At 62.8% G+C, this 12,278-nt stretch carries 9 protein-coding genes; 5 read left to right on the forward strand and 4 right to left on the reverse strand.

All coding sequences use genetic code 11. The features are described from left to right. The first annotated feature begins 82 nt into the window (after positions 1-82). Entirely contained in the window at positions 83-1,024 is a 942-nt protein-coding gene (locus GB927_RS10285; protein WP_256116684.1) for a bifunctional helix-turn-helix transcriptional regulator/GNAT family N-acetyltransferase, read from the forward strand. A 75-nt stretch (positions 1,025-1,099) separates the two neighbouring features. On the opposite strand, the gene GB927_RS10290 is transcribed toward GB927_RS10285, so the two are convergent. The 3 genes from GB927_RS10290 to GB927_RS10300 form a co-directional block, all read right to left on the reverse strand. Next, complete coding sequence (locus tag GB927_RS10290) at positions 1,100-4,186, reverse strand: efflux RND transporter permease subunit (RefSeq protein ID WP_256116685.1); 3,087 nt, start codon at positions 4,184-4,186, stop codon at positions 1,100-1,102. Next, the gene (locus GB927_RS10295) at positions 4,183-5,259 is read right to left on the reverse strand and encodes an efflux RND transporter periplasmic adaptor subunit (RefSeq protein WP_256116686.1); all 1,077 of its coding nucleotides are present in this window, start codon (positions 5,257-5,259) and stop codon (positions 4,183-4,185) included. Before GB927_RS10295 ends, GB927_RS10290 begins: the two co-directional genes overlap by 4 nt. 87 nt (positions 5,260-5,346) lie before the next feature. Next, complete coding sequence (locus tag GB927_RS10300) at positions 5,347-7,983, reverse strand: glycosyltransferase family 39 protein (protein WP_256116688.1); 2,637 nt, start codon at positions 7,981-7,983, stop codon at positions 5,347-5,349. Positions 7,984-8,223: 240 nt separating this feature from the next. Here GB927_RS10300 and GB927_RS10305 point away from each other — a divergent pair, with 240 nt between their 5' ends. From GB927_RS10305 to GB927_RS10315, 3 genes are all read left to right on the forward strand, one after another. Next, on the forward strand, positions 8,224-8,370 hold the full coding sequence (locus GB927_RS10305; RefSeq protein ID WP_256116690.1) for a MipA/OmpV family protein: 147 nt from the start codon (positions 8,224-8,226) through the stop codon (positions 8,368-8,370). A 99-nt stretch (positions 8,371-8,469) separates the two neighbouring features. Continuing rightward, complete coding sequence (locus GB927_RS10310) at positions 8,470-9,225, forward strand: response regulator (protein WP_256116691.1); 756 nt, start codon at positions 8,470-8,472, stop codon at positions 9,223-9,225. Then, the gene (locus tag GB927_RS10315; RefSeq protein ID WP_256116692.1) at positions 9,222-10,610 is read left to right on the forward strand and encodes a HAMP domain-containing sensor histidine kinase; all 1,389 of its coding nucleotides are present in this window, start codon (positions 9,222-9,224) and stop codon (positions 10,608-10,610) included. Before GB927_RS10310 ends, GB927_RS10315 begins: the two co-directional genes overlap by 4 nt. On the opposite strand, the gene GB927_RS10320 is transcribed toward GB927_RS10315, so the two are convergent. Then, positions 10,607-10,807 (reverse strand): hypothetical protein, encoded by a 201-nt coding sequence (locus tag GB927_RS10320; RefSeq protein ID WP_256116693.1) that lies wholly within the window; start codon positions 10,805-10,807, stop codon positions 10,607-10,609. The two genes, GB927_RS10315 and GB927_RS10320, sit on opposite strands and share 4 nt — an antisense overlap. 318 nt (positions 10,808-11,125) lie before the next feature. Here GB927_RS10320 and GB927_RS10325 point away from each other — a divergent pair, with 318 nt between their 5' ends. Then, positions 11,126-12,274 carry a patatin-like phospholipase family protein gene (locus GB927_RS10325; protein WP_305111206.1) on the forward strand — a complete coding sequence of 383 codons (1,149 nt, stop codon included), beginning with the start codon at positions 11,126-11,128 and terminating at the stop codon, positions 12,272-12,274. Positions 12,275-12,278: the final 4 nt, after the last annotated feature.

Genomic DNA, 12,278 nt, shown 5'->3' on the forward strand with positions numbered 1-12,278 from the left:
TAGGCAAACTTCGAAGTTCTGCATCCTTGCTTTCTTGATCAATATAGTTGTATTATGCAACCATATTGACCGAGAGTCCTAAATGAGCACCTCCCCACGATTGGTTGAAGAGATCCGTGCCGCCTCCCGTTCGATGGTGCGCGAATGGGGCTTTATGGGCGGCGATTTTGCTGGGACGGATCTGTCCCCTTCGGCCGTCCATGCGTTGATCGAGATCGAGCAGGGCGGCATGACTGCGCGTGAGCTTGGGGTTCGCCTCCGTCTCGAAAAGTCGAGCGTCAGCCGGATGTTGCGCAAACTGGTGGAGGCTGGCGATGTCAGCGAGGATACGAGGGAAGAGGACGGCCGTGTCAAGAGGCTGTCGCTGACACCCGCCGGCAAGCAGCGCGTGCAGGCGATCCATGCCTATGCGGGTGCGCAGGTTGCCAATGCCCTCGGCCACTTGGAGAGGGGACAGGAGCGCACGGTGCTGGATGGTTTGCGGCTATACACGGCGGCCCTTGGTGCCGCGGCTGGCGAAGGCATTGCGGCTCCTGCCATCGAGATCGTCAGGGGATACCAGATCGGGCTCATCGCCCGCATCACGCAAATGCATGCGCTCTATTATGCAAGGACATCCGACTTCGGACAAAAGTTCGAGAGCGTCGTTGCCGGCGGCCTCGCCGAATTCTGCAACCGTTTGGAAAACCCATGCAACGGGATTTGGACCGCAATGCGTGGTGGCGAGATCATCGGCTCGGTTGCGATCGACGGTGAGGACCTTGGCGACGACAAGGCGCACCTGCGCTGGTTTATCGTCGATGAGGGTGTGCGTGGCGGTGGGGTGGGCCGCAAGCTACTTTCCGCCGCACTCGGCTTCGTGGACGCGCAGGGTTTCGCGGAAACGCATCTCTGGACGTTCAGCGGTCTTCTGGCGGCCCGCCACCTGTACGAGGATTTCGGCTTCACATGCAGGCAGGAGCAATCTGGCGCTCAGTGGGGCAGACAGGTCATGGAACAACGCTTCGTCCGGTTGCGCCCTTGACGACAAGCCCTGCTTGCGGCCTCGATCACCCCACCGTCTTCTTCTCCGGCAGGCTGGGCGAGGTCATCGAAACGTTCACGCTCGGCTGCGAGCGTGGTCGAACGGCGCCGTTTTCGTAACCCCGACAAGCCGCTTGAGCATCTCTAGGAGGTCGTCGACGAAGGTGAAGATGACCGGGATGACGACGAGGCTGAGCAGGGTGGAGGTCATCAGGCCGCCGATGACGACGATTGCCATCGGCTGGCGGAAGCTGCCGTCACCACCGCTGAGGCTGAGCGCCACTGGCAGCATGCCGCCGGCCATCGCGATCGTCGTCATGACGATCGGGCGGGCACGCTTGTGGCAGGCGTCGACGAGGGCGTAGAACCGTGACAGGCCAGCGCGGCGCGAGACGATCGCGTATTCGACCAGCAGGATCGAGTTCTTCGTCACCACGCCCATCAGCATCAGCAGGCCGATCACCACCGGCATGGAGAAGCCGGTTCCGGTGACGACCAGCGGCAGCAGAGCACCGCCGAGCGAGAGCGGAAGCGCCATGAGGATCGTCAGCGGCTGGAGGAAATCGTGGAAGAGCAGGACCAGGACGGCATAGATGCAGAAGACGCCGATCGCCATGGCGATGGCGAAACTGCCGAAAAGCTCGGAGCTGCGCTCCAGCTCCCCATGTTCGACGAGTTTTACCCCATCGGGAAGGTCGCGAAGCGCCGGCAGTGCCTGCGCCTCGCGATAGACGTCGCCCAGGATGCGCCCGTTCAGTTCGAGAGACAGCGTCACGTTTCGTGACCGGTCGATGCGGCTGATCTCCGACGGGCTGCCGCCGATGCGGATATCGGCGACGGAGCCGAGATCGACGCTGCCGCGGCTACCGGCAACGCGGATGTTGGCGATGTCGTCGAGCGTCGTGCGGTGATCAGGGTCGAACCGGACGCGGATGGCGAGTTGTCGTTGCGGAAGGTTGAGCTTGGCGAGTGCGGCGGCGTAGTCGCCGTTCGTCGCGACGCGGACCGCCTCGGAAATCGCCTCCGCCGTGACGCCGAGGGCTGCGGCGCGGTCGAGATCCGGCACGATCTGGATTTCGGGTGCCTGCAGGGCGGCGCTGGAGGTGACCGCTCCGATGCCCCGGAGCGTGCGCAACTGGTCTTCAAGGGCGCCGGCGGTCCGGTCGAGGGCATCGGGATCGTCGCTGGCAAGCGTGATTTGAAGCGTCGTGCCGTTGCCGCCCGTGCCGACCTCCACCCTGATGCCCGGAAGAACGGCGAGGGCCTGGCGGATGTCGTTTTCGATTTCGCTCTGCGTTCGGTCCCGATCTCCGATTTTCTTGAGGTCGACGACGAGCGAGGCCGTCGCCGTATCGACGGTCGTGGACGTGTCGAGCAGGTCGCCGGATGAGACGCTCCCGACGGCGGAAAACACGCGGGTGACGCCGGGCAGGCCCGACACGATCTCCGCCGCCCGCAACGTGGCCCTGTCCGTCTGCTCGATCGGGCTGCCGGGTTGCAGCGTCAGGGCGACCTGCGTCTGCGCATCGTCCGACGCGGGCAGGAAACTGGTGCTCAGCAAGGTGATCGTCGAGAGCGACAGGGCGAGAAAGATGCAGACACCGAGGATCGTCAGTTTGCGATGGCTGAGGCAGGTCTTCACGAGCGCCATGTAGGTGCGCATGATCCAGCCGTCTTTTACAGCGACGGGATGCGCCTTCATCATATAGGCGGCCATCATCGGGGTCAGCAGGCGAGCGACGAGCAGGGAGGCGAGAACCGCAACGGCGGCCGCCACGCCGAACTGGCGGAAGATGAGGCCCGGAATCCCGCTCATGAAGGCGGTGGGCAGGAAGACTGCGACGAGCGTGAAGGTCGTGGCGATAACGGCGAGGCCGATCTCGTCCGCCGCCTCAAGGGCCGCTTGCTTTGGCGTTTTGCCCATTTGCAGATGGCGGGCGATGTTCTCGATCTCGACGATCGCGTCGTCGACGAGGATGCCGACCACCAGCGAGAGGGCCAGCAGCGTCACCGTGTTCAGGCTGAAATCCGCAAAATACATGACGAGGAAGGTCGGAATGACCGAGAGCGGCAGCGCGACCGCCGAGAGGAAGGTCGCTCGCCAGTCGCGCAGGAAGAGCCAGACCACGACGACCGCCAGGATCGCGCCCTCATAGAGCATGTTCATGGAGCCGTCGTAGTTTTCGACGATCGGCCCGATCGTGCTGTAGGCCTCGACGATCTCGACATCGGGATTGGCGGCGGAAAAATCCTTCATCGCCGTTTCGATGGCGGCTGCGACGCCGGTGTCCGAAAACCCGTTCGAACGCTTGACCTGGACGGCGATCACGGCTTCGCCGTCGAGATAGGCGATCGACGACCGGTCGGCAAAGCTGTCCGTCACGCTGCCGATCTCGTCGAGCCGCACCAGTTCGCCGCTCGGAAGCGGGATGGGCAGCGCCTTCAGCGCCTCGATCGAGGACACGGCGCCGAGCGTGCGGATCGCCTGCTTGGCTCCGCCGATCTCCGCCCGGCCGCCTGACGTGTCCGACTGCATCGACCTCAGACGATCGGAAACGGTCGCCGCGCTCAGATCGAGCGAGGCCATGATGCCGGCGTCCAGATCGACATGCACTTCGCGGTCGACGCCGCCGAGACGGCTGACCTCGCCGACACCGGAGACGGCGAGCAGCGCCTTCGTCATGTCATTGTCGACGAACCAGGAGAGTTCCGTCTCGTCCAGCTGGGTGGAGCGCACGGCATAGGTGAGGAGAGGCGAGCCCTGTACCGTAACCTTGGTGACGCCGGGCGTCTGCATCTGGGAGGGCAGGTAGCCGCTTGCGCTGTCGACGGCGTTGCGCACTTCGTTCAGCGCCGCCTCGCTGTCCTTCTCCAGTTGGAAGGAGACGGTGATGGAGACGGCGCCGTCGGTGATCGTCGTCGTGATGTGGTCGAGCAGGCTCAGCGGGGCAAGCTTGTCTTCGATCTTGCGCGCGACTTCCGTTTCCAGCTGGGCAGGTGCGGCGCCTTCGAGCGTGGCGTTGATCTTGATCGTCGGCAGCACCATGTCGGGAAAGTTCTGGACCGCCAGCCGGTCGAAGGCGAGAAGGCCGCCCGCGGTCAGCAGGATGAACAGGAGTATGGCGGGAACGGGATTGCGGATCGACCAGGCCGAGACGTTCATCGGATGGTTTCCTCCACCCTGACAAGCGTTCGGTCCGAAAGAAACGCGCCGCCCGCCGTCACGACATCGGCCGAGCGATCGGCGCCGGAGAGGATTTCCACCTCGCTGTTCTTGCGGCGCCCGGTCTCCACGCGGATACGGGACGTGCGCCGGTCCGCATCCACCGTGAAGAGGTAGCTGATGCCATCCCGCAGCACGAGCGCCGATTCCGGTACGGTGAGGGCCGGCGTGCTATCGAGTTCGATCTGGCCGGTGGCGTAGAGGCCGGTGGGCGGGCGTGCCTCGGAAGGCAGCGTCACATAGGCGAGCGCACGTCCCGTATCCGTGCTGACGGTCGGCCCGACGAGCCGGACGGTTCCCTTGAGGCGTCGGCCATCGGGACCGATGATCGTCGCGGTCAGGCCCTCCTTGATGCGCGGCAGATAGCGGGCGGAGACTTCCGCCTGCCATTCGACGCGCTGCTGGCGGATGAGGCGGAACAGCTCCGTGCCGGAGGAGACGACGGCGCCGAGCTGGGCGGAGCGCGACGTGATCAAGCCGTCGTCGGGTGCCACGATGATCGTCTGGGCAAGCTTGATCGTCTGGCTGTCCAGCAGGGCTTGCGCCGCCTCGACACCCGCCGTCGCCGTTTGTTCGGCGATCAGATATTCGGTGATCTTCTCATCCGACAGCGCGCCGCTTGTCCGCATCCTGCGCGCCCGGTCGGCATTGGCTTTTGCCTTGGCGAGGTCCGCCCTGGCGCTCGCGAGTGCGGCCTCTTCCTTGCGCAGTTCCGCCCGCACGGCCTCGTCGGCGAGCCGGACGAGGGGCTGCCCTTTGGAGACCACCGAGCCGACATCGACAAGCACATCGGTCACGCGCAGGCCGCCGGTCTCCGCGGCGACGACCGCCTCATGCCAGGGTTTCAGCCAGCCGCTGGCCGGCACGGTTTCGGGCCATTGGCGCTCCACGGGTTTTGCCACCGCGACGGTGAGCGCGACCGCCGCCTCATCCTGTGGCGCGAGCGCGGCTTCGGCGGCAGAAACGGGATTCACGCCCAGGAAAAGCGCAAGAAAAAGAAGTGTCGGTCGCATCGTGCGGGTTTCCTTTCGGTTTTTGGGAAGGCTCGCACGGATGTAGCGGATCGCATGTGAAGTGCGGTCAAGTTGGGTTAAGATAGATTAAGTTGGCTGGCGAAACCCGTAGCCCACGCGATAGAAGAACGTGCCCGCCACGCTGCCATTCTTCTGCACGGCCCGCCTTTCGACGGGGCCGATAGTGTCGAACCACTTTGCAAGCCCGTCGCCGGAAACGCTGTTTTCCTTCAGTCCGTACAGGATGACGACGCGGCCCGCGGATGCCTTCCCGGCGTGCCAGTTGGCGAACATCAGGCCGTTCTGTCCGAAAAGATTCTGGCTGGTGATGTCGTCCAAGGCCGTTCGCCCCTGGCCGTAGAAGCCGAGTTGGCTCGCGATATTGTAGGCATCCATGCCGACGAGCAGCGGCGAATATCCGGTTTCGGCTGCGACCTTGGCCTTGATCTGCTCGGCGCCGGTGGAAAACTCCTCCCAGGCGACCGGCAGGCCGCGCAGGGTGCCGGAATAGCCGGTGAACGGAAGGCCCAGCGCCAGGTAGTGCAGGAACAGCGCGAAGCACAGGATGCTCGCTGCCGTGCCGATTTTCAACGCCGCAACCAGCCGTGCCCTGCGGCCTTGTTTCACGGCGTCTGCAACGATCTTCGCCATCGCCGGCAGCAGGGCAAGCCAGAGCGGCCCGGTCCAGTTCAGCTTGACGCCGTGCAGCAGGCTGAAGCCGAGGAAGACGGACAGCGGGACGAGGGTGAAGACCAGGATGAACGTGGCAGGCCCGCGCATGGCGAGATGGTCGGCAAGCCGCGGAAGTCTGGCCATCGTGATGCCTGCCAGTCCAAGCCCGATGGGGCCAAGCAAGGCTGTGACGAACATCGCCAGCGTGTGTGTGGAGAAGCGGATATCCGCCAGCCATCGCCGGCTTCCCTGGAACTGGAAGGACGCCCAGTCGTGGGTGGCGTTCCAGAGGATAACGGGCGAAAACAATGCGACGGCGATGGCTGCGCAGAGATAGGGCCATTTCGACAGGAACCAGTGCCGAGATTGCGGGTGGATGATCAGGAAAACGATCGTCGCCGGCCCGAGCAAGGCGATCGTGTATTTCGACAACATGCCGAGGCCGATGCAGATGCCCACCCCGAGCCAGGCTCTTCGGCGCCGTCCGATCAAGGCGCGCTCCAGAAAATACAAGGCTCCCGCCCAGGCAGCCGTCAGCGGCGCGTCCGGCGTCATGATGGTGCCGATGGCGAAGAAGAACGGGAGGATGGACACGAGCAGCAGGGCCAGGAAGGCGGATGTGCGGCCGAACAGGTTGTCGGTAAGGCGAAAGAGGAAGAACGCCGTCAGCAGCCAGCACAGGGTTGCGCCCGCGCGCACGCCGAACTCGGAATTGCCGAAGATCGACGTGCCGAGCCATATCAGCCACGCGACCATCGGCGGGTGATCCAGATAGCCCCAGGCCGGATGCTGGGCATAATTCCAGTAATAGGCTTCCTGCGGGATGAGGTCGATGCTGCCCTGGTAGACGAGCCGGATCATGACGACATAGACGGCAACGGCGACCGCTGCGAGTTTCCACCGGGTCGTCGACGGCAGGAACGTATCGCTGCGGAAGACGTAGAACTCGTTTCCGACGTAGCTGACGATCCCGCCGCCGGCGATGCCCAACATCAGCACCCATAGGAAGGGAAGCCCGAGGTCGGAGGCTGTCGCGATGAAGCCGCCGCGCATGGCCAGGGCCAGCACGGACAGAAGCAGAAATCGCGCGAACCGCGTGCTGTTCCCGGCGCGGTCTTTGAAGGACCATTCCGCGTGCGCCAGGTAGTTGAAGAGGGCCGCAAAGCAGAAACCGGACATGTGCGCGACGGTGATGTCGGCGCCAAGAATGCGCATCATCGACACGATGGCGAAGTCCAGCACGAAGCCAGCAAAACCCACCACCGCAAAACGATGAAAGGTGTCAGAGGCGGCCGTTCCCCTGGAAAACCGCACCAGCTGGCCGAGATAGGCCGCGAACTGGCGCGCGCCGATCTTCGATTTCCCCTTGACTCGGTCGGTGAAGGAGATCGGAACCTCGGTGACCGTCAGCGCGTCGCCACCGGCGAAAATCGCCTCCAGGCCGATCTTGAAGCCTTCGGCATGGGAACCGGCCGCCAGAAGACGGTCGCGCTTTACGGCGAAAAAGCCCGAAAGCGGATCGTTCACGTCGGTGAAGGGCGAGGCGAATGCGCCGCCGAGGCGGGAGAGAAGGCGGCGGTGGAGCGGCCATCCGACGGTGCGCCCACCCTCGACATAGCGGCTGCCGACGGCCATGTCGAAGCGCCCGGACGAGAGAGGGCGAACGAGATCCGGAATGGAGCTCGCCGGGTGGCTGCCGTCAGCGTCGAGAACGACGAGGATCGGAAACCGCGCCTTCGCCGCTGCTGAAAACACATCCTCCGCCAGTCCGCCGGTCCCGGCGTTCCTGACCAAGCGAACGGGGTGCCGCCTTGTCCAGAGCGTCACCCTTTCGCATGTGCCGTCGGTCGATCCGCCATCCGTGACGATGATTTCGAAATTGAAGTGCTCACGCACGCTGTCGACGATGTCACCGAGGATGCGGTCTATATTCTCCGCTTCATTCAGCGTCGGTACGATGATCGAAACGGCGGGGCGGATGTCCTGGACATCCGAAAGCTGGAAGGCCTTGACGTGTTCCGCCTCATGCGACGGCATCCGATATGAAAACATGGAACTCTCCGGGCAATGCAACGCGCAGTCGGCAATCCGACGACGCCATTGCCTGGAACTAGCCGCTCCCCCGGCCGGATGGTTTTAAGACTTATTAACGTTTGCTCGGAGTTGTTGCCTCGGCAGGCATGGGAGAAACATCTCTTAACAAGACAAAACCCATCCCAAAGCGAATCCCCACCAATGTCCGCCCCGCGGCTCCTCCGGCCTGCAGAATGCTAACGCACCCAGGAGTGAACATTGTCTTCCGAGATAAAACAGACGGGCAACTGGTTCGTCAGGAGCCAGACGGAACTCGTCATCCTGACCGGCGGTGCGAAAAACAGCCCCATCGTCCAGAAAGACACCCAGCCGTCGGTCATGATGTTGGTGGGCTACAAGTTCTGAGGCGCGGCAGCGAGAGAGCCGCAGCAACAAAAATAAACACAATTGTTGCTGACAGCCACGATGGCGGGCGGGATAGTCTTTGCCGGGAGGGCGACAGGAATGGCTGAGGTCATGAACAACACTGCGAGCAATGTTCTCGCCCAGGCGTCCGCCCGCATCCTCGTCGTCGAGGATGACCGCGATATCGCGAGCATGCTCATCGAGCTTATGCGCGAGGCTGGATACGCCGCCGAGGCGGTCGGTTCGGCGCTCGACATGGACCGCCTGCTGAGAAAGAAGGAGTTCCAGCTTATCATCCTGGATGGAATGCTGCCGGGTGAGGATGGCTTCAGCATCTGCAGGCGAATCCGGTCGTCCGATACGATACCCATCCTCATGCTGACCGCCCTTTCGAAAGAAATCGATCGGGTCGTCGGGCTGGAACTGGGCGCGGACGACTATGTCACCAAGCCGTTCAATTCCAGGGAGTTGCTGGCAAGAGTGAAGGCGCTCCTGCGGCGTTCGTCCTATTCGATGCAGGTTAAGCCGAGCCTGGAAAGCATGACATTCGCCGGCTGGCGGATCGACCCCGTCACCCGCGAACTGACCGACAGCGACGGCGTGCATGTGTCGCTCACCACGGCGGAATTCGATGTGCTGCTCGTCTTCTGCCAGAACCCGCGGCGCGTCATGACGCGGCAGGACATCTTGACCCGCACACATGCCGGATCCGCCGGGCCTGTAGAGCGCAGCATCGACGTGCATGTCAGCCGCGTCCGCCAGAAGATAGAGCCGAACTACAAGGACCCGACTTTCATTAAAACCGTTCGCCTCGGCGGCTACATCTTCACGCCGGAGGTGGAGGTAGAGACATGATCGACCGCTTTCGCAAGGCGTCCATACGGTGGCAGTTCATAGCAGTGGCGTTGTTTCCGATCCCGGTGATCATCGTGTTTATCATTGCCATGCTTCCCGAGCCTCTCATTTTCTACAATGAGAAGCTGCTGATGGTCAGGCGCACGCAAATCGAGATGATCGTCACGCAGTTCAGAAATGCGGGCGACAATCCCGAGGTCCAGGACCTGGTGCGCTCCAGCGCGCCTCTCGGCCTTGAATTGACGGTCGTGCCGTGGAGCGCCGCGAGCGAAGCGCAGGCGCGCGCGGAGGATACCCATGCGGTCTCGGACGAGCTGCGCCGCCTCCTGCCTGACGATTTCGAGGCAGTGGCGCTGCAAAACCCGCCGGGAAGCGAGCGGCACAATTCGGTGGCGGTGCGCCTTGATGCCAAGCGTGCCCTCGTGATCGGCTTCTCCAAGGCCTACAATTCCCCGTCGTTTCTCAGCCTGGTTCTGGAATTTGTCGCCAAGCTCACCATCCTGATGCTGCCGATGCTTCTGCTGGTGCTCTACATGGGGCGCATGATCACTTCGCCTCTCGTGCGCTTTGCGGATGCGGCGAAAAGATTGCGTCTCGACGACAACGAGGACGAGTTGTTCACGGCCGAAGGCGCCAAGGAACTTCATACGCTCGCGACGTCGCTCAACAACATGCGGCGGCGTATTCGTAAGATGGTCGATGACCGGACGCGGATGCTGACGGCCGTGAGCCACGATCTGCGAACACCGCTGACCCGGCTGCGCATGCGCGTCGAGCGCTCCAGGGACCCCGCGTCACGGGACGCGATGCTCGCGGATATCGAAACGCTGACCACCATGATCGAGGAAAGCCTGCAATATCTGAGCAGCAATGCGACCGCCGAGCCGATGAAAAAGGTCGACATTTCCAGCCTCTTGCAGACGATCACCTCGGGATTCTGGGATCTTGGCCATACGGTGCGCTATAGCGGGCCTGAGCGGCTTGGATATCTGTGCCGGCAAAAAGCGCTTGTCCGCGCGATCACCAACATCGTGGAAAATGCGGTGCGGTTCGGCACGGTCGTCAGCGTCGAATTGCGCAGCAATCCGCAAGGCGGCGCAGTGATCACCGTGAGCGACAACGGCCCCGGCCTTGAAGAAGGACTTGAAGAAAAAGTGCTGGAGCCCTTCTTCAAGGCCGACGAGGCGCGGTCGCCGAATTCCAATAGCGGTTTCGGATTAGGACTTTCGATCGCGGACGAAGTCATAAAAGGCCATGGCGGTTCGCTCGCAATGGAGAATATCCTGCCGCATGGCCTGCGCGTGACGATACATCTGCCGGCGATCCAGGCCATCTCGGTTCAAACCAGCACGCGCTTCGTCGCCAAAGGGAAGGCCATCGCCTAAGCCTCCGGCCTTGGCGAAGCCTTCTCCCGTGCGACCATCCCCGGAAAGGCGCAGGCATGCCTCTCGGCCGTCCGGGCACGGGCTGCGTCGCGCAGCAGTTGCCGCATCTGCCTCAAGGATACTCCGTCTGCCCGCATCACCTGCCGGATGAGCGGGTCCTTCAGGATCTCCGCTATCGTCATTTCGCGCTCGGTCATCGTGATCTCCGTTCTGCTGCCGTTTGGATAGCCGCGGCACAAAACCTCGCGATGTCAAAACGGGGACGAAACCAAGGCGTTTGGTGAAGTTTTGTTGCCAGGCGCCAAAAGCCGGTGCGCGCCAATATCTCTTAACAACACGAAACCCAAGGCAATGATGAATCAGACCTAATGCCATCAGATGCGATTTCGAAGGAAGTTTGGCATGACACAACGGCGGCCTGCTGCGGCTGAAAACCAAAGCTCTATCGGCGCTCGACAGCCGTTTTCTTTCTTCACCTGAGAGCGGTGAACGTGCTTCGATGCATTGCCATCCTCATGCTGGTTTTCCTCGCCGGCTGCGTGGCGCCGGACCGCATCGCCTACGGGCCGCGTGCCGCGGCCAACGCGACGATCGAGGGCTTCGAGCATATCCGCATCTATGCGGATACCGGGCGAGACCTGCCCGATGCGCGGGGTTGGCTGCCGGTCCCGGCCCGCAACGAAATCAACTATCTCGTCCTGTCCGGTGGCGGCGCGGGCGGCGCCTTCAGCGTCGGCGCGCTGAAGGCCTGGTCGGATAAGGGCGGGCGACCGCAGTTCGACATCGTCAGCGGTGTCAGCACGGGCGCGCTAATTGCGCCTTACGCTTTCCTCGGCTCCGCCTACGACGACACCCTCGTCGACCTCTATACGAGCGGCGTCGCAAAAGAGCTGATCGATGCGGACTTCCTGCCGAAGGGCCTGCTCGGCGCGAGCCTCCTGAAGCAGGCGCCGCTTCGCACGATGGTGGAGCGCTACCTGACGCGCGACATTCTGGCGAAGATCGCTGCGGAGCATCGCAAGGGTCGGCGCCTGCTTGTCCTGACCTCGAACCTCGATTCCCAGCGGGCGGTGATCTGGAACATGGGCGCCATCGCCAATAGCGGCCGGGCCGATGCCCTGAAACTGTTCCAGGACGTCATCATCGCCTCGGCAAGCATCCCCGGCCTCTATCCCGCCGTCCTCATCAAGGCGACATCCGAGGGCAGGGCATTCGAGGAGATGCATTCCGACGGCGGTTCGGCCTCCCAGATCCTCACGATCCCCGAAGGCTGGATGGCAAGCTCCGACAAGGTCGACTGGCCAAAAGGCTTCAAGTTCAACATGTTCATCATCGTCAACAATACGCTCATTCCGGAATTCTCGACGACGACGAACAACACGTTTGCCGTCATGGCGCGGGCGAATTCCGCTCTCATCAAGGCGCAGACGCGCAGCGCGCTGCTCGCCACCTATGTCTATGCCCAGAAGACCGGCATCCGGTTTCATGTGGCCTCGATAGATACGCAGGTCCCATACAAGATGACCGACCCGTTCAACACCAACTACATGCGCGCCGTCTACAATCTTGGTTATGCAAAAGCGGCAAGCGGCAGCCTGTGGAAAGACAGGCCGTCCTTCAGCGAGCCGTTGAGGATCGCCCAGCCGTTGGAGCAGGCGCCATAAATGC

This window comes from Shinella lacus (assembly GCF_010994755.1).
GTDB lineage: Bacteria > Pseudomonadota > Alphaproteobacteria > Rhizobiales > Rhizobiaceae > Shinella > Shinella lacus.